Source organism: Methanospirillum lacunae (assembly GCF_003173355.1).
Taxonomy (GTDB): Archaea; Halobacteriota; Methanomicrobia; order Methanomicrobiales; family Methanospirillaceae; genus Methanospirillum; species Methanospirillum lacunae.
In genome coordinates, this window is sequence record NZ_QGMY01000016.1 from 18010 (window position 1) to 41788 (window position 23779).

General features: G+C 44.4%; 23 protein-coding genes and 1 tRNA gene. 13 read left to right on the top strand and 11 right to left on the bottom strand.

Going from position 1 to position 23779, the window contains the following annotated elements:
- Positions 1–5 precede the first annotated feature (5 nt).
- On the top strand, positions 6–1271 hold the full coding sequence (locus DK846_RS15345; RefSeq protein ID WP_109969954.1) for a DNA methyltransferase: 1266 nt from the start codon (positions 6–8) through the stop codon (positions 1269–1271).
- Positions 1272–1277: 6 nt separating this feature from the next.
- Here the strand turns inward: DK846_RS15345 and DK846_RS15350 are convergent, their stop codons facing one another.
- From DK846_RS15350 to DK846_RS15375, 6 genes are all read right to left on the bottom strand, one after another.
- A complete protein-coding gene (locus tag DK846_RS15350) occupies positions 1278–2432 on the bottom strand; it encodes an FAD-dependent oxidoreductase (RefSeq protein WP_109969880.1) in 1155 nt (384 codons plus the stop codon).
- Between the two features lie 54 nt (positions 2433–2486).
- A complete protein-coding gene (locus DK846_RS15355; RefSeq protein WP_146201249.1) occupies positions 2487–2996 on the bottom strand; it encodes a hypothetical protein in 510 nt (169 codons plus the stop codon).
- A 78-nt stretch (positions 2997–3074) separates the two neighbouring features.
- Positions 3075–4046 carry a hypothetical protein gene (locus DK846_RS15360; RefSeq protein WP_109969882.1) on the bottom strand — a complete coding sequence of 324 codons (972 nt, stop codon included), beginning with the start codon at positions 4044–4046 and terminating at the stop codon, positions 3075–3077.
- The gene (locus tag DK846_RS15365) at positions 4043–5857 is read right to left on the bottom strand and encodes a hypothetical protein (protein ID WP_109969883.1); all 1815 of its coding nucleotides are present in this window, start codon (positions 5855–5857) and stop codon (positions 4043–4045) included. Before DK846_RS15365 ends, DK846_RS15360 begins: the two co-directional genes overlap by 4 nt.
- Positions 5858–6064: 207 nt before the next feature.
- Positions 6065–6862, bottom strand: coding sequence for a cache domain-containing protein (locus DK846_RS15370; RefSeq protein ID WP_181391825.1), 798 nt, complete (start codon positions 6860–6862; stop codon positions 6065–6067).
- Positions 6863–7028: 166 nt separating this feature from the next.
- On the bottom strand, positions 7029–7529 hold the full coding sequence (locus DK846_RS15375; protein WP_109969885.1) for a rubrerythrin family protein: 501 nt from the start codon (positions 7527–7529) through the stop codon (positions 7029–7031).
- A 130-nt stretch (positions 7530–7659) separates the two neighbouring features.
- Here DK846_RS15375 and radC point away from each other — a divergent pair, with 130 nt between their 5' ends.
- A complete protein-coding gene (gene radC / locus DK846_RS15380; protein ID WP_109969955.1) occupies positions 7660–8331 on the top strand; it encodes a RadC family protein in 672 nt (223 codons plus the stop codon).
- Between the two features lie 29 nt (positions 8332–8360).
- On the opposite strand, the gene DK846_RS15385 is transcribed toward radC, so the two are convergent.
- Positions 8361–8966, bottom strand: coding sequence for a flavodoxin family protein (locus DK846_RS15385; protein WP_109969886.1), 606 nt, complete (start codon positions 8964–8966; stop codon positions 8361–8363).
- Between the two features lie 168 nt (positions 8967–9134).
- Between DK846_RS15385 and DK846_RS15390 the strand changes: the two genes are divergently transcribed.
- The 6 genes from DK846_RS15390 to DK846_RS15415 all read left to right on the top strand — a co-directional run bounded on the left by DK846_RS15390 (position 9135) and on the right by DK846_RS15415 (position 11833).
- Positions 9135–9353 (top strand): zinc ribbon-containing protein, encoded by a 219-nt coding sequence (locus tag DK846_RS15390; RefSeq protein ID WP_109969956.1) that lies wholly within the window; start codon positions 9135–9137, stop codon positions 9351–9353.
- Between the two features lie 68 nt (positions 9354–9421).
- A complete protein-coding gene (locus DK846_RS15395; RefSeq protein WP_109969887.1) occupies positions 9422–9547 on the top strand; it encodes a desulfoferrodoxin FeS4 iron-binding domain-containing protein in 126 nt (41 codons plus the stop codon).
- 4 nt (positions 9548–9551) lie between these two features.
- Positions 9552–9890: a carboxymuconolactone decarboxylase family protein gene (locus DK846_RS15400; RefSeq protein ID WP_109969888.1), complete on the top strand. Its 339-nt coding sequence runs from the start codon at positions 9552–9554 to the stop codon at positions 9888–9890.
- 2 nt (positions 9891–9892) lie between these two features.
- On the top strand, positions 9893–10552 hold the full coding sequence (locus DK846_RS15405; RefSeq protein WP_109969889.1) for a peroxiredoxin: 660 nt from the start codon (positions 9893–9895) through the stop codon (positions 10550–10552).
- 40 nt (positions 10553–10592) lie between these two features.
- On the top strand, positions 10593–11207 hold the full coding sequence (locus tag DK846_RS15410) for a flavodoxin family protein (RefSeq protein WP_109969890.1): 615 nt from the start codon (positions 10593–10595) through the stop codon (positions 11205–11207).
- Positions 11204–11833: a flavodoxin family protein gene (locus tag DK846_RS15415; RefSeq protein ID WP_109969891.1), complete on the top strand. Its 630-nt coding sequence runs from the start codon at positions 11204–11206 to the stop codon at positions 11831–11833. The genes DK846_RS15410 and DK846_RS15415 overlap by 4 nt, the downstream gene beginning before the upstream one ends.
- 6 nt (positions 11834–11839) lie before the next feature.
- On the opposite strand, the gene DK846_RS15420 is transcribed toward DK846_RS15415, so the two are convergent.
- Positions 11840–13603, bottom strand: a complete 1764-nt coding sequence (locus tag DK846_RS15420; RefSeq protein ID WP_146201250.1) for a hypothetical protein — start codon at positions 13601–13603, stop codon at positions 11840–11842.
- A gap of 295 nt (positions 13604–13898) precedes the next feature.
- Here DK846_RS15420 and DK846_RS15425 point away from each other — a divergent pair, with 295 nt between their 5' ends.
- A complete protein-coding gene (locus DK846_RS15425) occupies positions 13899–14969 on the top strand; it encodes a ribonuclease H-like domain-containing protein (RefSeq protein WP_109969893.1) in 1071 nt (356 codons plus the stop codon).
- A complete protein-coding gene (locus DK846_RS15430; RefSeq protein WP_109969894.1) occupies positions 14899–17208 on the top strand; it encodes a DEAD/DEAH box helicase in 2310 nt (769 codons plus the stop codon). Before DK846_RS15425 ends, DK846_RS15430 begins: the two co-directional genes overlap by 71 nt.
- 30 nt (positions 17209–17238) lie before the next feature.
- On the opposite strand, the gene DK846_RS15435 is transcribed toward DK846_RS15430, so the two are convergent.
- Entirely contained in the window at positions 17239–17652 is a 414-nt protein-coding gene (locus DK846_RS15435) for a hypothetical protein (protein ID WP_146201251.1), read from the bottom strand.
- A gap of 221 nt (positions 17653–17873) precedes the next feature.
- On the opposite strand from DK846_RS15435, the gene DK846_RS15440 reads away from it, so the two are divergent.
- Genes DK846_RS15440 through DK846_RS15450 form a run of 3 tightly spaced genes read left to right on the top strand, consistent with a single transcriptional unit; the run spans position 17874 to position 23061 of the window.
- Positions 17874–18575 (top strand): vWA domain-containing protein, encoded by a 702-nt coding sequence (locus DK846_RS15440; RefSeq protein ID WP_109969896.1) that lies wholly within the window; start codon positions 17874–17876, stop codon positions 18573–18575.
- A 48-nt stretch (positions 18576–18623) separates the two neighbouring features.
- Entirely contained in the window at positions 18624–19385 is a 762-nt protein-coding gene (locus tag DK846_RS15445; RefSeq protein WP_109969897.1) for a PP2C family serine/threonine-protein phosphatase, read from the top strand.
- A 10-nt stretch (positions 19386–19395) separates the two neighbouring features.
- Positions 19396–23061, top strand: coding sequence for a hypothetical protein (locus tag DK846_RS15450; protein ID WP_109969898.1), 3666 nt, complete (start codon positions 19396–19398; stop codon positions 23059–23061).
- Here DK846_RS15450 and DK846_RS15455 read toward each other — a convergent pair.
- Entirely contained in the window at positions 22963–23484 is a 522-nt protein-coding gene (locus DK846_RS15455; protein ID WP_109969899.1) for a DUF308 domain-containing protein, read from the bottom strand. The genes DK846_RS15450 and DK846_RS15455 overlap by 99 nt on opposite strands.
- An 86-nt stretch (positions 23485–23570) precedes the next feature.
- Positions 23571–23642: transfer RNA gene (locus DK846_RS15460), tRNA-Gly, on the bottom strand.
- Positions 23643–23779 lie beyond the last annotated feature (137 nt).

Consider the following 23779-nt stretch of genomic DNA (forward strand, 5'->3'; position numbering starts at 1 on the left):
TCATAATGAGCCGGCGAGATCCCGATGAGGTGGATGCATACCTCCGGTCTTTTATTCTTGAAGATGACTCTTCAGGCCAGTGTACCTTTAGCGAGGGGACAACACTTCAGGATGTTATCTCAGTTTCAGGGGAAAAAATTACCAGGTACACAAATGAGTTCTGGACAGCGAGACAGAGACAGGCTGCCAGAGTTCATGAGATATCATATCGTGCCTGTTTCAAACCCCAACTTCCCAGGTTTTTCATTAAACTTCTGACAGAGCCGGGAGATCTTGTGTACGATCCATTTGCAGGAAGAGGAACAACACCTCTTGAAGCTGGTCTCCTTGGAAGAAAGGTTGTTGCAAATGATATCAACCCCCTATCCCGAATTCTTACAGTTCCACGTTTTTTTATCCCTGATCCCGCAGAAGTCAAAGCAAGGCTTCTTTCAATTCCATATATATCCGGGCTCAAGGTCGAACGTGATCTCTCCATGTTTTTTCATCCGGAGACTGAAGCAGAGATCCTTTCTCTTCGAACGTACATCCTGGCCCGTGAACATACTGGCAGTCTTGACCACCTGGACCAGTGGATTCGGATGGTTGCAACCAATCGACTAACCGGACATTCCCCTGGTTTCTTCTCAGTATACACCCTCCCGCCAAACCAGGCAGTCTCACCCGAACGGCAGATCAAAATAAATGAGACACGGGGACAGCAACCCCCATACCGGAGTACCAGGGATATCATCCTGAAAAAAACCCGAATCCTTGTGAAGGATCTAACAAGACAAGAGATTCAAAACCTCCGTGAAGCAGGAGAAAAAATTCTGTTTATAACTGGGGATGCAAGACAGACATCTTCGATAGAGGAAAATTCTGTTCGTCTCACAGTCACATCACCTCCATTTCTTGATATCGTTCAGTATTCTGCCGATAATTGGCTCAGGTGCTGGTTCAATGGTATTGATGAAGAAGAGATTGGATCAAAAATTACCAAACTCCCGAAAGTAACTGATTGGACTGATGTGATGCAGGGAGTTTTTCATGAACTCTACAGGATCACACAACCAGATGGATGGGTAGCCTTTGAAGTGGGAGAAGTGAGGAACCGGACAGTCATGCTTGATGAGGTTATTGTCCCGGTTGGGATGAATGCCGGGTTTACCTGTGTTGGAATTGTGGTGAACAGCCAGGAGTTTACCAAAACCGCAAACATCTGGGGAGTATCAAACATGGAGATCGGCACCAATACCAACCGGATAGTGCTCTTTCAAAAAGAGGGATAAACCGGATTAGTGGTTTACCATCAGATAATCAAAGGCAGACAGAGCTGCTTTTGCCCCTTCACCGGCTGCAATGATAATCTGCTTGCCAAGAACAGCAGTAACATCACCAGCTGCAAAAATACCAGGAGCATTAGTCCGACAGTTGATATCGATGACAATCTCTTTTAGATAATTGAGGTTCACGAGTCCTTCCAGGAAACTGGTGTTTGGAATCCAGCCAATCTCAGTGAAAAGACCATCGACTTTCAGCTCTTCGCTCTTCCCGGAGGATCGCTCGTTGATTACAATACCACTGAGCCGATCAGTTCCTTTGAATTCAGTCACCTCTGAACCGAGATGTATGATAATATTTGAACGGTTTTTGATCTTCTCCTCGTAAACCGCATCAGCTCGTATCTTGCTTCTGACAATTAGGTGCACAGTTGTGGCAATATTACTCATCTCAATGGCAGTCTGCAGCGCCGAGTTCCCGCCACCAACAATAGCGACGACCCGTTCCTTGAAGAGCGGACCATCACATGTGGCACATACTGATATTCCCCTGCCGGTAAACTCCTCCTCGCGCTCAAGCCCAAGACGTTTGGGTCTTTTGCCCTGGGCAAGGATGACGCTTTTCCCTTTGAACTGTTTTTCTGATGCGGTCTTAACCAGGTATCCACCGGTTGTAGGAAGAAGTGATGAAATCTGATCGAGCTCGATCTTGATATCGGTCTGCCTTACCTGTTCCTCAAACTTTGACATCAGTTCATCGCCGGTGATCATCCGATAGCCCATGTAATTTTCAATATTCCAGCTTTCAAGAGCCTGACCGCCGATATCTTCAGAAATAACAATGGTTTTCAGATTCTTACGAGCACAGTACAGTGCCGCAGTCATTCCTGCCGGTCCTGCACCAGCGATGATAATATCGTAGACTGAAGATTCATCACTGCTGCCAAACAATTCAGAGAGCCGGTTTGAATCAAAACCAACAATCACCTCATCATCAACAGTGATGACCGGCACCCCGTACTGGCCGGACTTTTCAACCATCTCTTTTGCTGCCGTGCGATCGACACCAACATCAATACTTCGGTATTCAACCCCGTATCGATCCAGAAAGGCCTTGGCGAGTCGACAATAAGGACAGTTCTGCGTTGAATAGACGGTCACCTGTGGCATACAGGTGGATATGCAGTGGAAAGATATGAAGGTGCGGGAAAAAGGGAGTGACAGTTATGATCGTCGCGCAAACAGTACCAGTGCAAGAAGGCCTGCAACAACAGGAGCACCAACCATGGGTGCTGCCTTTGTTGGTTCTGTTTTCGGGAGATCAGGAGTATTGGTCTGCTGGGAAGGAGTGACCGATGCATCAATACTTCCGGATACACCGGGTGCAAAGGTCAAATCCAGACGTTGGGATTCACCGGCGTAGAGTTTGACCTTCTGCGCTGCCTCCATTCCCTGAGCGCTGAAGATAATATACTGACCGATCTGCTTTTCTTCCCCATTTACTACAAGACGCTTGTCAAAGGTGTCTGAACCTCCATATACACCAGCATCGACAACTGTGATGTTCCCTACTTCAGTCCCGTTAATTTTGGCTGAAATGACAGTTCCTGCAGGTATAGGAGCACCATTGATCGTGGCGTTGCCATAGAACTCATACGGCAGTGGTGGAATTGCAGACACACTACTGACAATGAAGAACAGTGATACTAGAATTATTCCGGCTTTCAGATACATGATATCAGCGTCCGAGTCTTTGCCAATTGGCAAGTCTCTCAGTACAATGGCACCCAGAAATAAATGGATTTGTCCCCTTCAGGGGGTAAGTTGTCCAGGTGCAGAGAGATAGATCCAATATCCTGCTCCCGGAACCAGCGGAGTCTTATCTGAATTTTGGCCTGAACCGCCTTTGATAATGGACTGCTGATACTGCTGATGTGCAGAATCAAACCCAACTACATAAGTCCAGTCAGACAAACATGCAAGAATATCAGACGCTGGTTTTTGGGCCATTCCGGGTGGTCCAAAAATATTCCATCCTGATCCAAGAGACCGGGGCGATGTTGCTGGTCCCTGAACCCTGAGTGGAATGGTCAGTGCCTGTTCAGTGAAGATCCAGTACGCATTCATTGGAGAGAGAGCATCCTTCGGGCCGACGATGCTCCATCCCTTCTGGGCATCATAGGTAAAGACTGAGTGTCCGGCACTTGGAACATTTCTAAACACCTCTGCAGTATCTGTCCCTGGCTGCATGACCATCGGAATGCCAACAAAGTTCCAACCCGGTGTAAGTTGCAGGTTCAGAATCTGATCGCCACTGCTGCCCCCCACAGTTATCTGCCCGGGAATCGTCTGAGGAATGATTGCATTCCCGGCATCATCATCGAGTTGTTTAACCTCGATAACAATTTGGGTGCTTCCCGGTGATACCCCATTAAGGTTCAGGGTCGCGAGAAGGACATTTGTAGCTCCCGGAACAACGGCATCATTCATGTCCAGAGCCCTGATGGTATAGGCAGCCCCTTCACCATGTGAAGCATCAGAAAGAGTTGCCCATGCAGGGAATATTGCACCGGTAATTGATGCGATCTGCGGGCTTTGTGGGTACACCGAGAAAACATACCCGGAAAGGCCCTGGTCAGCAGAGTCAAGAGAGATTGTTGCAGTACTGCTCATCCCTATTCCTGATATTGAGGCGGGAGAGATGGTTATAGTAGATGCACTACTGAACGCAGAGCAAAAACCAGTAAGAAGCACAATTAATAACGCAAGGTACAATTTTTTCATCGGGAAGCCTCCTCAAACAATGCGGTAATATCCCCATAATCCAGAACTCCGTTTCCATTGAAATCAAAGGCCTGGTTTGGAAGGTTTGCTTTTATCCAGTCAAAGTTATTGAAGAGTATAGGTGGATCCTGCAAGTCAATCTTCCCATTTCCATTCAGGTCCTCATATTTTCCATCATGATTCGGATCACCCGGTATCTGAACAAACCCGGGAATCGCAACAAGGGTAGCATTTGATGAATTTGTCAGATTTGTGTGAGCAGTTGCATTTCCCGGAGTCTGATTGATAACTGGCGGGGGAATGACCAGTGTCTTGTTTTCAGAACTATTTACAGGGACCGGCGGCATCGCCGGAGAAGAAGTGGCATTCAAGAAACCAGTACTGGTAGTATTATTTGCCAGATGTGGAATCGGTTGCTGGGTTACATTTGCGGCAATGAGAGGAACTGAACCATTACCAGCACTCACATTACTTGCATTCACAGAAGCAGCCTGAACAGTTGCATTCGTTGAGATATTTCCGGTACTAATCTTAACTGCCCAGAGATCACCATTGCCGATAATTCCATGAACATCGCCATCAGATGAACGTGTTGTTCCAACAACAGCCAGATTCCCATCCTGCATAAGCCTGCCCCAAGACCCGCTGTCATAATTACTTCCACCCATTGTCCGCTGCCAGATGAGGGCCCCATTTCCATCAATCTCAGAGGTCCAGAGATCTGCATCGCCATGATTACCCAGAATATCACCATCTACAGAGAAGGTTTCCCCAACAAGGAAAGCCCCTCCTCTTGGAGATGATTCTATCTTCCAGACATTATCGCTGAAGTTTCCACCATATGTTTTCTCCCAGATCAAATTACCCTGGGATGAAAGCCGGAGAACCCAGATATCTCCTGCACCATGATTGAGATGAACATCACCATCTGAAGACGCTGTCACTCCGGCGACAAGGAGATCGCCACCCGGAAGTTCTACCAGGGAATGACCCCAGTCTAATTTCGAACCACCATATGATTTCTGCCAGAGGAGAGTACCGTTTGCATCAGTCTTTACAACCCAGAGATCACTGCTACCGTGATTTGAGGTTACATCTCCATCACTGGAGTAGGTATTTCCAGTCATGGCGTACCCACCATCTGATGTCCTGATGATACTACTCCCGCTATCGCGCTTTGATCCACCAAACGTCTTCTGCCAAACAATTGACCCCGTTTGATTCAGGTGCAACATCCAGAGGTCACCACCCCCATGATGGCCCGTCACATCACCATCATTGGACATAGTGTACCCCACCAGCATGTAACCACCATCAGGAGTCTGGATGATATCTCCACCTTCATCAGTCATATTCCCCCCATAGACATGTTTCCAGACCGGTTCACCTGAGGATGTAAGTTTGATGACCCAGAGATCGCCGTTGTCATGATACCCAGAGATATCCCCGTTTGTTGATCCGGTTGTTCCAACAATGATGAAACTACCATCAGGGATGGCTTTTACCGAAAGACCATAATCAGATCCATTCCCACCATAGGCATGATTCCAAAGAGGTTTTCCATCTGGGCCGAGCCGGACCACCCAGAGATCACCCTGACCTTTTGCTCCTGAAATATTGGCATCTTCAGAGTAAGCAATCCCGGTGATGATCATCCCATTGTCTGAAGTTGTATCAACGCTATATCCCCATTCCTCTGCAGACTGACCCCCAAGAGTCTGCTGCCAGATAATATCTCCCGGGACTGCAGACACAATATGGATAAGCAGCAGGAAACCGCATATAAATAGCCCTGTGAACACCTGTTTCATAGACCCTTAACCCCACATCTACAAAGATAGTTCTGAGGATATATGGGAAAAACTAATATCAAGGTTTCGTGAAGGCTTCAACTACTATTCTGTTCAATTGATCCTGCTTATTATTTTTTAAGATAAGATAGGATTCGCGGAAGAATCTATTAAAGTGATATCGCAATGAACACAGCAGACAAAAAAAGAAAGTATGTATCTCCAGATTTACGCGGTGAGATTGGATACAGTCTTGTTAATTACTTCTTTTACAGCGGTCTTGACAGGGGTGTTTGCTGGTTCTGTAACATTGGTTGCATTTACTGCAGAACTTGTAACATTTGCAGTTGCATTGGTCTTTGATACAGATTTCTTATCATCCTTGGTCTGATAGACGCCGGCACCAATAAAGTATGTTCCATCCACACTGGCAATGTAGGATACCTTATTCATGACAGTTCCCTGTTTCAGTGGGTTTGCTTCCTGGTACTTGACAAAGCCAACACCCGGGATCTTTGCTACATCAACCATCTGCTGAACATAGCGAAGACCAGTTGAGTCAGTTGCGGAAATCATATTCTTTCCGACAGAGCCCAGGTCAAACGGAAGAGCTAGTGCCTTTCCATCATTGTCGTAGGCAAAGATGAACATCTTGTCGTTGGAAAACTGACTTGATGGGTTGTTAAAGGTAGTGAGAGCCACAGTCTTGCCGTTGTTAAGTGCAAACGTTCTGGCATCATTCACAAACTTCACTAAGGTATCATTAACAAGGTCAGGTTCCTTAGTTGAGACGTTTGCTGAAGTACCGTTGGTTGCATTTACCTTTGCAGACGGAGAAGTTGCATTAACTGCCTTACCCGTAACATTCACACTAGTTGCTTCCTGAGCAGGAACAGCGGTCTTGTTTATGTCAAGGGCACCAGTCGCCTTTACAGTAGAATTGTTCACAGACTCCGCAAATGCTCCGGAGACGAGCAGGGAGACGAGAACCGTGAGGACACATCCAATCCAGAAGATTGATCTCATGCACCTATTCATTCTCTACGAAGGTATATATGAATGATTGTCATCTATCAGCAACGAGAGAGATAAGCGGAAAAACAAAGGATCTATTCCGGTAAAATGCTTGTCAGAAAAATGTCATACAAAAAACCAACAAAACTGAATCAGGATCACAAGTTAAAAAAATTATTCAAAGGGAAATCTCTGACCACTTTGATCCTGGCACTCCACAGATGGGACAACTTCCCGGGGCTTTATCCAGAGCCACATTTCCACATACCGGGCATAAATAGACATGTTCTGCCTGGAGATCTTTTCCAGACTTAACCGCAGTAAGGGCTTTTTCATACAGACCGGCATGAACCTGTTCAGCTTTCATCGCAAAGGTGAATGAGCGGGTAGCTTCAGTGTTTGCTTCTGCTTCTGACTCTTTAATAAATCCAGGATACATCTCGGTGAACTCTTCAGTCTCGCCAGCAACGGAGGCCACGAGATTGTCTGCGGTAGAGGATATCCCTAAAACAGAGAGATGCCTCTTTGCGTGAATGGCCTCAGCTTCTGAAGCCGCACGGAAGAGTTTTGCTACCTGAGGAAATCCTTCTTCTGCTGCTTTCTCAGAGAATGATGCATATTTCCGGTTTGCCTGAGATTCTCCGGCAAAACCTGCTTTCAGATTGTCCTTGGTTGCCATACCGGATCATAATACAGATGGCCATAAATTAGTTCTGATTACCGAATGTTCGTACATATTCATTTAAAGAAAAATGAACCCAAGAACAGATCATTCACATCCATATGGATCAGATGACAACAGAGATATTATGAGGCGGATGCGGGATATTGAGGTTCATGATCGTCCCAGAGAAAAGATGGTGCAAAAAGGGGCAGCATCTCTGGAAGATCATGAACTCATATCAGCCATTCTGGGTAAAGGAACACCAAATCGTGATATTATTTCCATTTCAAAGGAAGTTGCAGATCTTTTAAAAAAAGAGGATTTTCCAAAGTATGAGCAGCTCATCAGAGTTGAAGGTATAGGACAGTCAAAGGCCTGTGTTCTTCTGGCATGTTTTGAAATTGCCCGAAGATATGGAAAAGCATCAGAGGAGCCTTTGATCAAAATTACCAGACCTCAAGACATTCTTCTGTTACCTGAGATCGCTGATATCAGAACAAAAAAGCAGGAGCATTTTCTGGTTGTAACTTTGAATGGTGCATCAGAGGTGATACGACCAAGGATTATTACAATGGGCCTGCTCAACCACAGTCTCGTCCATCCACGGGAAGTTTATTGTGATGCTATAACAGACCGGGCTGCTTCAATCATCTGTGTTCATAATCATCCTTCAGGCAATCTTGAACCAAGTACACAAGATATCAGGATCACATCCCAACTTGCACAGGCAGGAACAATTTTAGGCATCCCCTTATTAGACCATATAATAATCTCAAAAACAGGAATTACATCACTGAAAGAAGGGGGGGTTTTATAATGTTCGTCAGAACAATCCCCAGATTATTCTTAATTACAATATTTTCCGGTAAGGAGCCCGCCAAGTCTGAACCCTTTCTGATATGCAGCATCAAGAAGGTCAGGAAATCTATCCAGATCCACTTTATTGTCCATATCCCTGATAAAGAGTTCATCGTCATACCGGCAGTCCAGAATATCACAAAATGATTTGACTGAAAGAGTAACCCCATCAAAATTTTCTGGAAGATTCATCCCAGAAATGGAGAGAAGAAGTGTACGTCTAACAGCTCTTTTTTCCTTTGAAACAAGTCGCTTCTTTCTCACGTATTTAGCGCAATAAAAGACCTGAAATCGATCCATGAAAGACTTAAGATGACCGGGTATCCCCATAGTCATTACCGGCGTGGCAATGATCATACTATCCATCTCCCTGAAAGCAGGATACAAACCACTGACATCATCTTCCATCATACAAGTCTCATGATCTTTGCAGAAGTAAAACTCCCGACAGGCAGTCAGTTCAAGTTCGGGTACATGAATGACCCGAACATCGCATCCTGCAGATTCAGCGCCTGATACTGCCTTTTTCAATAATTTAGCGGTATTTCCTTCAGTAAGCGGACTTCCAAGAAGCGCGATGATCTGTGGTCTCATACCACTGATATTCACCTATATCCAGACAAGTATGTTTCGATCGGACCGATTAAAAAACCAAAATATTTAAAAAATATTGCAATATTAAGAAAATAACCAATTAATTCAACACATTTTCATCCGAATCATTAAATAACGATCATGATGAGTATAGATATGGTAAAAACCATGAGTGAACCGAAACGAGTAAAAGCAGGAGAAAAGGTCGGCCCAGGAAAATACGTCTGTGTGGATTGCGGAAAGACATACGAGATGACCGACGCTGAACAGGATCTGAGACACTGTCCTGCATGTGCATGTGAGATGTACGACTGTTTCCCGATTACTCATATCAGGGATGACGTAAAAACTCCGGAAGACGCAACGCATCCCCCGAAGCGATCATAACCGCTTCGACCTGTCCCGGCAGGATTCCCGGTATTGCCTTCTGAATATCTCACCCCAGAGGAACATAAATGGTTAATGTATCAGCGGAAGGACAGGTCTTTGAATGCGAGATCTGCGGAAATGTGGTAAAAGTTACCGAAGTCGGAGGCGGCGAACTTATCTGCTGTGGCGAACCGATGGTTCTCCAGGAGTAATCCCATGACAGCAGGAATTGATGATCTTGAAACAAAGATCGGAAAAGTACCTCGCGTTTTTAAAAAGTTAGCCGAAACCGATCCGGATTTACATGAGATGATCCTCAAACTTGACCAGTATATCTGGGACGATGGGGCACTATCTCGGAAAACTAAGAAACTTATCGCTATCGCCATTGCTACCTCAATGAGGGATCAGCATGCTATCAGGGCACAGATGGCTGGAGCGAAAAACCTCGGAGTAACCAAAGACGAAGTTGAAGAAGCTCTTAGAGTGGCTTACCTTCTAGCTGGCATGCCGGCATATGTAAACGGGAAGATTGTTGAAGAAGAGGTTATGTGAGTATGAATTGCGATGAAGAGTATGAATGTGACTGTATCAGCCTTCCCATCCTTGGGGCCCCGGCTCCTGATTTTGAAGCGGTAACAACCCAGGGAACCATTACCCTATCAGAATTACAGGGTAAGTGGGTGGTTCTCTTCTCCCACCCTGCTGACTTCACACCTGTCTGCACAACTGAATTCATCGCTTTTGCCCAGGTATATGATGAACTCAAGGCTATGAACACTCAGCTCATCGGACTTTCCATTGACAGTGTTCACTCCCATATTGCCTGGATCAGAAATATCAAAGAGAAGATGGGTATTGAGATCCCATTCCCTGTTATTGCAGATCTTGATATGAAAGTTGCAACTCTATACGGAATGGTTCATCCGGGCCAGAGCAGCACAGCAACGGTGAGGACTGTCTTTTTCATTGATGATAAGGGGATACTCAGGGCAATGATCTATTACCCACTCAGTAACGGGAGATCAATTCCGGAGATTGTCAGATTGGTAAAAGCACTTCAGACATCTGACAAAGAAGGAGTTGCAACACCAGCAAACTGGCAGCCTGGGGATAAGGTTATTGTTCCACCTCCAAAGACTGTAGAGGAGGCAGAAAAGCGTATTACTGAAGGATACGATTATAAAGATTTTTACCTCTGCTTCAAAGACTCCTAACCCCTCTTCTTTTATCTGGCAACCGCCAACACTGGATGATATGGGGATCAGTGTTCTTGCCATTTCTGGAAGTCCTCGCAGACACGGCAATTCTGAACAATTAATGGACTGGGTCCTTTCATCGATGATGAATCAACCAGATGTATCAGTCCAAAAGATCACCCTCGTTGACGCCGATATCAGGCCATGCCGTGGCTGTAATGCATGTGAAAAATTGAATCGGTGTGTTATCAGGGACGGCATGGATCAATTGCATGACCAGATCATAAAAGCTGACTGTATCATTGTGTCATCGCCGATCTACTGTATGAGTGTTTGTTCCCAGGTTAAAGCTCTCATCGACCGAGCACAGGTCTTTAGATCCCGTAAGTACGTACTAAAACTACCGGTTGTTCCACCAGAGCGGAAGGGAAAACGACTAGGACTATTCATCTCATCAGCAGGACAAGACTGGAGTTATGTCTTTGATGCCGCCATCCCCGTGATAAAATGCTTTTTTCATGTGATTGAAGTCAGGGATAGCGATATTGGATACCTGATGATCAATCATGTGGATGAAAAGGGGGCAGTGCTTAATCATCCCACTGCACAAAAAGATGCAATTCAGAAAGGCTCTGAGATAATCTCTGTACTGAGGGAGAGGCTTTCTGTATGAGCCAGGGAATTAAAGTTATCGGAGTGCTTGGTAGTCCACGAAGGCATGGAAACACTGAGATTTTACTAGATTCTTTCCTGAAAGGTGCAACAGAAGCAGGAGCGGAGACTGATAAAATTATTCTCAGCAAAATGTCATATTCCTCGTGTAAAGGGTGCAATGCCTGCCATAAAACCGGGGAGTGTATTCTAAAGGATGATGTTCATCCGGTTTTTGAACAAATGTTGAGTGCTGACTGCCTTGTTATATCATCGCCCATCTACACCATGGGTATAACCACCGAACTCAAAGGATTCATCGATCGTGCCCATTATGTCTGGGTCAGACATTACAAGCTTAACACGCATCCCCTCCCCCCGGAAAAAAAGAAACTCCACAGAGGGTATTTTCTATCAACTGCAGGAATGGACCGGGATGACGTTTTCTCGACTGCGTTTCCCATGATGACCGCATTATTTAATATATTCGGTTTTTCATATTGTGAAAATATCCTCGCAAAAGATATGGATGGATTTGGTGGAATAACCGGAAACCCCGAGATACTCACGGCGGCACACAAGAGTGGGTCAAATGCAATAAAAGGAATTCTGGCTAAAGAACCGTGTAATACTGTGAAAAAAGTATGATTTATTTTAAATCGGGTTTGAAATGGAAATATTATTAAACCCTATTATCGGATATCGTTCCATTGTTCTCCATATCGGCATTTTTTCTAGATCATGGACATTGAGTTGAATAATATTCAAACCCTTTTTCAGGTTAATCTTCTGAGTATAACTTACTCCATTCGGTGTTATTACGGTTTTTTCCTGAATTTTTCCGTCTAATATTATGTCAAGTGTTCTATTTTGAGAGTTGCTTCTCGCTTGAATATTTAATTGAACTCTTCTTTCATCTGGAGAAGATACAGCAAATGTACCATTATTTTCCATCCAGCGAAATGGCTTTCCATTCTCACTTTTGAGTTGACTCCACCCGGTTGTGTAATCGATAAACTGTATTGACTTGTCAAAAATATCAGGTTTGAATGTATTTTGTGCAAATATGTGAACTTTATTTATATCAACTGGAAAATCTGAAATCTCCAAATCTCCGTTGATATATCCTGGCCCATGTTGGATAACGGCCTTTTTTTGATCGATAAAGGCAGTATTATCAATTTTATCGAGAAGAGGAATAGAATTATTGTCAGAAAATTCCTTTCGAATATTGTTTTTGTAGGTCACAAAATAGGGAAATCCATCCTCATATGAGTATTCAGTATATAGTGATCTTTCTCCAAAAATCTCATTATCTGGATTATAACATGCTGGACATATCACCATTACAGATTTGGACAACTGATTAAAGGTCAGATAATTATCACCCCGGTGATCCATAAGACATCCAATCGTGATTCCTCCGGTTGATATTAACGTGGCTAGAAGAATTAAAGAGACCAAATAATTTGAATTATATTCAGTAATAAGGGATACAATCAAAATAAACAGTGGAATAATCCAGATTGCATAACGAAAGAGGTACATCATTCCACAATTCCAATTTATTGTCGTTGTTCCTGCAAATGCAAGAGCAATAGCGATCATCCAGATTAGTAATATTCGGTAATCATGCTGAATAACAAGAGAATAGGGGACTAGAAAAATTGAAATTATTAATAACAGGGGTAGATATACAAGAATTCCTGAATTCAGATCAATAAATAACCCTACTACTCTCTCCCAGGATATGAAGGAAAAACTTGCAGCATTAATGTACATTTGAGGGTTGGTTGTGTGAAAAAAATAAAAACTATAGAGGTATGGAAGGAGAGAGATAGAAGAAATTGAAACTAAATAGACAAAATATCTGAATTTGTAAAATTTAGATTTCCAACCTAACAAAATCAGGGATAATGATAGAACTGCAATTGGAGGATTTTGTAATGAAGCCAATGAAGAAAAGAGAACTGCCAGGTAATAATTTCGTTTATCAGACAGAAAACTAAAATAGAGAGATAAAATAACAAAACAATATGAAAAAACTTCTGTATGAGTCCAATGTAGATAGAGAAGAACAGGAGAACTTATCGTAAATGCAATATACCAAAAATGTTTTGGTTTTATTATCGTATCATGTCGATAAATGATACAGATTGTAATAATTAACAAAAAAATGTTGAAAAACTGAAATGCCTTTAATTCATTAAAAGATAAGAGATGAAAAACCCAGAAGATTGGTAAAACGAAGAGAGAATAAAACCAAAGATGGGATGCTTCAAGAGTTCCTTTAAGTGATGTAATATAACCAGCTGTTAAATTTACAGTAATTCCATTTTTTTCATATATTTTCTGTTTTAGCTCTGTATCTTGAGGTTTGTAATCAGGGGACCAATGATTTAATAAAGAGATTGTCATCCCGACATACTCATTTCCATCCCCAACAATAATCGGATGAAAAATACACCCTCCAATAAGAAGAAACAAAGATGATAAAATAATTAAAGTGAGGGTTATGACCCTAATGCGTGAGATAAAATAAGAATTAAGCGAGATTAATTTCGAACAAAAAAACATCTAGATCAATATATAAACGGCCTATTTTTTTTACTTTTTTATGAGATACGTCCTTTTTCTTAGGGGTTGGATACCTGAAACACTTTCGCCCTGTGCCCTTCATAATTTATATACCACGACGATGAGGTATCGGTAGATGCAGGGAACAGATCTCGTCTCGGTGAGCCAGAGGTGGCAGGCACGAATAACTGCTTCGCCCGACTACAGGATAGTCCCCCATGACAATGTATTCCGCATGGGGCTTCATGCCTCCGCGATTGGTGAATCTACCTATAATCATTTCGAACAATACTACCGCGAAATTTGCCGTAAATATTCCGGTATTCCCGTTGAAGATGCTATCCCGGGATCCCCAGCCATAAATGAAGATGGAGAATATTACCATGTTCAGAATATTCGGCCGATACAACTCACCTCACATCATCAACCAGATCCGTCAGTTATGAGTGAACTCAGGCTTGTCAGGGGCATTGGCCCAAAAGGAGCGGATAGGCTCAGGCAACGCGGATGCAAACAAATTTCAGATCTCCTTCACCACCGCAGGTACCAAAGGAAGGCTGCCCATGTATTGGAAGTACTACATGCAGGTCCAGCTGGTGCGACTCATCTGATCAGATCACGGCTCGGCCCATCCCATCCCCTGGGCCTGATTGCTTCTGAAGGATTCACTCCTGAAAAAATCAGGTTCCTGGATCTTGAAACTCTGGGCATTTTTGGCAGACCAGTCATCCTTTTTGGCATAGGATGTCCTGGTCCAAGAGGATTGACCATCCATCAGTTTGTCCTCAGGGATATTACTGAGGAGCCAGCAGCATTGACAGCAGTCAGAGAACTCCTTGATGGTGCTGATGTACTGGTAAGTTACAATGGGAGAAGTTTTGATTTCCCATACCTGAATGAGCGATGTGCATACTACGGATTCGATCCCCTTCCGAGTCTCCCACATATTGATCTTCTCCACTATGCCCGAAGATTGTGGAGGGAACAGATTCCTGATTGCAGGCTCTCAACAGTTGAACAAAAATTCCTGGGTGTTGAACGTGAATTTGACCTTCCAGGAATGCTTGTCCCTGAGTGGTACATGAAGTACCGGGATACCGGTAACTGTGGTCCATTAGTGCCTATCGTCAGACATAATGAACAGGATATCGCAAGCCTTCCTCTTCTCCTTGATCTTCTCAGGAGTAAAGCACGTGAGTGTTGCTGAATTTCTTGAGATCATCGGAGAAAATTCTCGATTTTCGCGCTACATAGCACACATTAAAGTTATTCCCGGACATGATGCTGTTTTTGGAGAATTACAGGAACCACTCCCGGAACCAGTTGAAAAATACTTGGATAATATCGGTATCAGACTTTATTCTCACCAGACAAAAGCCATTGATGCAGTTAACTCAGGACAGGATACCATCCTTTGCACACCCACAGCATCAGGAAAGACACTCGCTTTCCTTCTCCCATACTGCAAGATGAGGATGCAGGATCCCTCGGCTACTGCTCTTGCCATCTACCCGGCAAAAGCGCTCACCAGAGATCAACTCACAAATGCAAAAGCAATAAGTGAAGCAACAAAAATCCCTTTTAATCCTGCCATCTATGACGGTGATACTCCCCGTCACGACAGGCCTGCTATCAGAAACAAAGCAGGTCTCGTTCTGACAAATCCCCACGAGTTACATCATATCCTACCCTGGCATCACCAGTGGTCTGTTTTTTTTTCACACCTGAAATACATCATTATTGATGAAGCACATCAGTACCGGGGAATATTTGGGAGCCATATGGCACTTCTGATAAGAAGGCTGCTTCGGATATGTGCACACTATGGATCTCATCCAACATTCTTCCTCTCTTCAGCAACCCTGGCCAACCCAAATGAGTTTGCAAAGGAACTCATAGGACGCGATTTTCAGGTTATTGATACATCAGGAGCACCGGCAGGAGTCAGGTACTTCATTCTTTATAATCCATACATCGGAGGATTTGCTGAAAAGTCAGTTTACACCGAGAGTGCTACACTCCTTGCATCACTTGTTGAGGCAGAACTTCAGACACTCTGCTTTACCGGCTCCAGAAAGATGACAGAGGTGGTAACAACATGGGCAAGAGAGCGCCTGAACGAAGGTAATTCTAACAGAAACGACAAAATTGCTGCTTATCGTGCAGGTTATCTCCCTGAAGAGCGAAGAAACCTCGAACATCGACTGAAAAAGGGAGAACTGAAAGGTATTGTATCAACTAATGCTCTTGAACTAGGGATTGATATTGGATCTCTTGATGCAGTTGTCATGACCGGATATCCTGGGACTATGATGTCAACCTGGCAGCAGACTGGCAGGGCAGGGAGAGGGGCAGGTCCGTCACTGGCAATTCTTGTCAGCTTTCAAAACCCTCTTGACCAGTATTTCATGGATCACCCAGAGGAGTTTTTTGGTTCATCCCACGAACATGCGATCATCACCACAAAAAATCCATATATTCTCTCAGGGGAGCTTCTCTGTGCTGCTGCAGAGCTCCCGCTTAATCCTGCCCTTGATACACGGTGGTTTGGAAACAGAATCCAGGAACATATCAACGCATTTACTGATGCAAATCTTTTAACGAAAACAAATCGTGGATATGTGTATTCTGGGCGAAAAAGAGCGGTTGAACTGGTGTCTCTTTCAGGCACCGGGGAAACATGGACGATAGAGGAGAGAGGGAGAGTACTTGAGACAGTGGATCTCGGCCAGGCCTGCAGGGAAGCACACCCAGGGGCTGTCATAATTCACCAGGGCGAGAAATATCTGGTGAACTGGTGGGATCATGGACATCACAGGATCCTTGCCGATGCAGCAGATGTAGAATACTACACACGACCAAATCAGCAGACCACCGTTACAATCATAAAAGATACAATCTCAAAAATCGTTCCCGGGGCTGTACTTCATCTAGGAGAAGTGGAGGTATCAGAGACCTGCAGTGGATATCGGAAGATCGTCAGGCAGACTACAATTGGATCTGAACCCCTTGTTCTGCCACCGATAACATTTACAACATCAGCACTCTGGATGGTTTTTGATCAGGACACTATAACAAAAATCAGCGACAACTCTTGTGATATCACGGGAACACTTCACGGAGCTGAACATGCTCTGATCGCCATGACCCCATTCTTTGTCCTCTGTGACCGGTGGGATCTCGGTGGCCTCTCAACTGCAATAGATCACCAGACAGGTTCAGCAACAATATACATCTACGATGGATATGAAGGTGGAGTGGGTTTAGCTGAACGTGCGTTTGAACTGTTTTTGGATATTTCCAGGATAGCTGCAACCCTTGTTACTGAATGTAAGTGCGCATCAGGATGTCCGGCATGCATTCATTCACCAAAATGTGGTAATGACAATCAACCGCTCGACAAAGCAGGGACGAGTATGTTGCTTAAAAAACTGGCAGGTCTCTAAGTAGAAAAATAGGGAGAAAGAGATGATGGATTATTTCTTTGTGGGTTGTGGCTGGCAGGCACTGGTCTTCTGCTTGTAATGTTCAGTGATCTTATTGATATGTGCAATCTTATCCATTTCAGGACCATAAAGGGCATACCCTCGCTTATCAACACCCACTATCCGATACGTTTTTTTGAGAACATCAGGAACTTTTGTTGAAGGAATCCGATTCATGTTCATAAAATTCTCAATCTGAACCTGGAAGTGTTTCTGAAGAAGAGCACGCATCTCGGTGATCATCGCCTTGAACTCTTTGATGTCTTCCATATTCCAGGAACGAATCTTAACCTCAAGTTTTTCAATATGATCAATGACTTCCTTACTATTTTCGATGTGTTCATCAACTGCCTGTGCGAGTGCCTGCTCTGCCATATCAGCACTATTTATTGAATCATAATCCACAGATACCACCTCCGGAGCAGAAAATTACTTATTAGATCTATCTTCACGATACATCAATATTGTTAAGTCCTAATAATCAGTGAAAATCATGGAGAGGTATAATACATTTTTTAATTCTTGATCCAGGAAAGTCACTTTTTTTCCATTTCTCATAAGGCAGATTAAATTATTACCGTTTTTTGCCACAGAATTATATACCCTGTCTGCTGACGAGAATACTGATGGATTCTGATACACTTGAGCAGTTGGTAGATATCCCGTACCCACAGCATCCTCATTGTGCAACTGTTCTCGTCCTTGATACCTCAGCCTCCATGAAAGGGGCAAAGATAGCAGAATTAAATGAAGGTCTGAAGATCCTATCTGATGAACTCATTCAAGACGATCTTGCAGCAAAGCGAATTGATCTCGCAATCATATCCTTTGGAAGGAAGGTTGAAGTTATTCAACCATTCACCGGAGTAAGTCAGTTTGAACCACCTGAACTGGAAGCAGGAGGATACACACCGATGGGAGCGGCCATTCTTGAAGCCGCTTCGATCATAGAGAAACGTAAGGCTGAATATCGTGAAACCGGAGTTGATTATTATCGTCCCTGGATATTTCTGATTACTGACGGACAACCGACAGACATGTCGCGGGGCGATACCAGATGGCAGGAGGTTATCCAGGTGATCCACGGTGGCGAATCAGACCGGAAATTCCTATTCTGGGCACTGGGAGTAGATCAGGCTAATATGACAGTCCTTCGTGAACTCTCTCCCCCAAACCGCGTACCACTTCAGCTCAAAGAGGCTCAATGGTCTGACATGTTCCTCTGGCTTTCCCGCAGCCTTGCAAAAATATCAGACTCACGTATCGGGGAGCAAATAAGTCTTGAAAACCCAACCGGACCTGATGGATGGGGTTCAATTCCCCTCTAATCATATAATGCCAGTATTAAAGCAGAACCAAAAATCCTGGATTGGTATATGAATATCAGAATTTCCGGATCTTCAGTCAGGGGAAACAGACATATTCAGTCTGAACAGCCATGCCAGGATGCATACGCTGTCGCGTATTCAAAAAATGGTTGGGGGATAGCAGTTGCTGACGGACTTGGGAGTGCCGGGCATTCAGATGCCGGAGCCCGAATAGCAGTCGATACTGCATCTAAAGTAGTAATTGCTGATTTTGAATGTCCCGATATTTCAGTTGAAGAACGGATAAGGCAGGCATTTCTCAAGGCACGAGAGGCGGTTATTAAAGAAGCTAGTGAACTGGAGATTAGCCCATCAGAGTTTGCATCAACGTTGATCGTGGCATTCTATTCTGGAGAGAGGATCACCCTTGGACATATCGGAGATGGCATTGCAGTAGGCACAAAGAAAGATCAGGCTGTGCTCCTGTCATCACCAGGTGAAAGCGAATATGCAAACGAGACTGCCAGTCTTATACAAACAGACTGGGAAAACCAATTACGGATTACTCCTTGTTTTGAAATTGATCACGTTATTATCGCAACTGACGGGTGCCAGGGAGCACTTGCAGTTAAACGGGACGGAAGGTATCAACCGCACGAACCATTCATTCTCCCACTGATCTCATTTATTGAGAGAAAAATATCAGTTAACCTGAGTCCAGAACCTGACATCTCCACGTTGCTCTCCTCCAAAAAAATGCAGGAACTTTCAGGTGATGATAAAACCCTTGTGGTCATTTTCAGGGAGCAAGTACCTAAAGCAGAGTCCTGAAGGATAACCAATGGCTGCACTCTTTACCGGTAACAGCCCGCCACGGCTCAAGGTAGATCGTGACCTGATTCCGGTTCAGAGTGTCACCAGTGTAAAGACTGAAATCCTCACAATAATGAATGACGGAGGAGGGATCCTCAAGGGAACTGCTATCTCCGATGTGAGTTGGATCAGGATACCCAACCCTCGTATTGAGACACCTTTTATTGTTCCTTTCAGAATCGAGATTGTACCCGGACGAGTCTCACCTAATATCCCGCTAAAAGGCGCAGTTACCATTATCACCAACGGAGGAACAGTAAAGGTCAGGGTTGAATGCAATACCCTGCCTGCAATAAAACCGTGCCTCACAGTTGACGAGCGTCAGTTTCAGTTCTGTAACCTCAGAAAAGGGGAAAATTTCTCATTTGATCTTATTATCCGCAACAGTGGAAACGGGTTACTCAGCGGAACAATTCAATCTGAATCCGACTGGATAGAAGTAAAATCACGAACACTCTGGACGCAAAAAGTTCAGGTAGTTCAGGTAACTGTCCATACTACAAATGCACCTATAGTACGCCAGCCTACAGGAAAAATAAGGATCAGAAGTACAGGAGGAGACCTAGAGGTCCCTATCTCCATCAACTTCCGAGGTGGAGATGGCCCGATATTGAAACTAATTTCATCACGGATAATATGTTTATGGGATAAGAAGGGGATCTTCGAAGAAACGCTCAAAATTCAGAATGAAGGCCGTGGAATTCTCAGAGGAACTATCCCGGCACCGGCTCCCTGGATAAAAATCCTGCCATCTATCTTCTCTGCTGAATCAAGCAAAAAAATTCTTTTTAAAATTGACACCCGGATGCTCACATCTGACAGGAGTGTGAGCGTTCCGGTTCAGATCATCACCAATGCCGGAACACAGATCCTCACCCTTGATGTTGTTCCTTCAAGACGCACCCCGGTTCAGGTCAAAAAAACCCGGACGTCGGTAAGGCAGCAACCACGTACCAAACTCACAGTTTATGAACCGGGTGGAAAGGTGTGCACCCTAATTTCAACGGGTAAAGCAGGAGGCGAGGGTGAGATCTACTACTTTGCTGATGATGATACAAAATGTGCCAAGATCTTTCACCCTCATCGAAGGACACAGGAGATCGAAGAGAAGATTCGTACAATGATTGCTGCCCCTCCAGAGAGGGAACTACTACAATTCCTGACCTGGCCACTGAAACCTCTTACTGATCTTCCAGGAGGGGGAAAGATCATCGGATATGTTATGCGTCGTATCCCTGATGAGTATAGATCTGTCCACCTTTGGTACGATGAACCACAAGAAAAAGAGAAGAGAAACCTCCAAAGTCGTATCGTTGCCTCACTTCAGCTAGCGAGACTTGTGGCCGGTGTTCACAAAGCAGGGCATGTAATTGGCGACCTACGGGAAAATAACCTGCTCATCAACAAACGCGGTGATCTTGTTCTTATTGATACAGACTCATTTCAGATTCGTGATAAAAACAGCAGACGAACTTTCTGGAGCCGGGTAGGAACAGGCGAGTACCTCCCTCCTGAGCATCTGGATGGATCGTTTGCAGAATCAGGATGTGATCGTCGGTATGGCGATTACTTTGCTCTGGCGGTTCTCATTTTCAGGTTCATGATGGGCGGTGTTCATCCATTTCAGGCCAAAGGGCCACTCGTTAAGGATGCACCAGCAACTACAGATAAGATATTGCTTGGGTACTTTGCATTTGAGTGTCGAATCGCCGGAATATCCCCTCCAGATTACGCACCTCCATATGCTTCTCTTCCATCTTCATTTCAAACACTTTTTAGGGAAACATTTGTTTCAGGACTACGTGAACCTCACAAAAGACCTGGTGCTGAACGTTGGGAAACAATGCTTTCTTCACTCATTCCCAGGGAGAAAAAAATCCAGGAGACGACGAAGCAGAGGGTCGTGGAAAAACAAAATCAAGATACGCGAATTACTCTTGACGGATGGAGTGATCCGAATAAACTAAAAACAGATCAGAGCGGGATATTATTTCGAACTGAGGCCGGGATCATCACCACATTTGTGCCAGGAACACAGGTGTTCATTGTTCACAATGGGATTAATCCGCCAGAGCCAGGTGCAATATATCCACATGGGATTCCACAGTCGCTTGTTATCCCGCTACAGGTTGTGTATAGAGATAATATGCCAGTAGGATGGACGATTCAGGCAATCGACCCAGGAAGATTTCATCCATGGCATGTGGCTGCCGATCCACAAAGCAGAAGAGAGAGATTTGATGGGAAATTTTACTTTAAACACCGTATTGCAGCCTGCCTCAACCTGACGGCTGTACTCATATCAGCCAGAAACCATGGCATCAGGGATGTGTACCTCTCTGAACGGACTGTATTCGTGGGCCCTGACGCATCGATCAGATTACTCATCCTCCCAAAACCAGAACAGGTAATGTCCACTTTAAAGATGAGTTTGTCGCCTGCAATCCTTATCTTTAGAATGTTGATGGATGGATACCACCCATTCCATGCAATAGGAAGCCGGACAACAGGTGCAGGATCACATGAACGACGGATGGCATCAGGTCTCTATCCATGGAGTGATGATGATCCTGCTCTTCGCCCACCACCACAAGCACCACCTATCAGGACACTTCCAAAGCCTCTCATCGATCTCTTTGATGAAGAATTCCAAGAATTCAAAGGAGATTCACAGGATAATAACAACATCGAAACCTGGTTTAATGTAATAGATCAGGTGTACAAGCGACTGGTCTGTTGCGATTTAAATCCAGACCACTGGTATCTTCCAGATTCCGAAGGGTGTCCCTGGTGCAATCTTAATTACCTGAAATCTGTGCCTACTTCCATCTGTCTTGTACAGCAGATTTTTTCACCTGTCGTTTTCTTACTCATGGCCCCAAAGGTGGCAGGACTGCTGCAGGAGCGAAACAGACGCAGACGAACAACCTCTACCCGTACAGAACCACCACGCTGGGTAACCATACCACTCCCTCCGGAACGCATAACCCGGATTCTCCTTCCAAAAAAGAACTGTATCCTCGCTCTCGGATCAGGTAAAAAGACAAGGTACCTGCCTGTTCAATACACCAGACCATGGATTGCATGTATTCATCGGTCAGATGATCAGGAAGTGGATTTCAAGATCCAAAAGGACCTAAAACCCCGGGATAAGGACTCTGAAATGATCCATCCAATATTCATTCAGGGAATGGAGGACATTACCCTTGTCGATGAGATGATATGGGTCAGTATGATGGACAGGCTCAGGGGAGAAGGTATCGGCCAGCCGCGGAGAAAAATCAGGACAAAAACACGGGAGAAGATCCAGAGGAGAAGGCCAATAGAGGTCATGCTCTATCCCATAGACCTTCGTATCCCTGAAAAGGCCATCGATGAATCAGATATAACAAACCAGGTCATTTCAAATCAGGTAAAACCAACATCAAAAAGAGGGGCGAGAACAAGAATAAGATCAAGACTCCAGACGATCCTCAAAGATTTCATCTGGGGAGGGGATCTGGATCAATCCTCTCCAGTATCTGATGAAAATAATTCAATACATATACCTGGGTCTGATGAGGCTCATAAGACCAAAAACAAGAAGGTAACATCCGAGGAAAAAGACCATGATCTGCATTCCCTGGACCGGTGAAACGAGCAGAAAAAGACCGACTATAACGGTCAGGGTTCCACCCAGAAGGGCCAAGGCATAATAGAGTTTGTCTACTGAAAAGCGGGAAGCAAGCAGGAGTTGGCCAGCACCAAGGAAGAACATCCAGACACCAAGAAATATTCCCAGCACAGAAACGGCAAGATCAGGCGAGACAAGTGCGGTAATGCCTAAACAGAAGCCCAGAATACCAAGGATCAGCAGGGCTAACCCAAATCCGATCCCCCGCATCATCGCACCAGAGATGATCATGCCAACAGATATCACCAGCACTATTGCAGAAAGTACTGTTCCAATAAGACTTGTGACAAACGGAGCAAAGAGAAGAATAATTATACCGATAATCAGTGCAATAAGCCCTGAAGACCGTTGACTCTGTGGTGTCGAAACCCAGACAAACTCCATGGACAGATATTTACCTGGTCGCTATTTCTGCATAACGATTGACTGTAGAAAAATACCAAATCATTATTAAAATAGTAAAAAACGAATGCATCGACCGGGACTCGAACCCGGGTTTAGGCGTTGGCAACGCCTAGTGATGACCACTACACTATCGATGCGTAAGTGCTCTACAAGGTGATACTTATCACCATATATAATTTTTGAACTTAATCCCCCAGGAAGTACCACTTTCATTCAGGAACATAACACGCGCCCAGAGTATGGACCTTGTTTCAATCTGATAAAAATTTAAAAA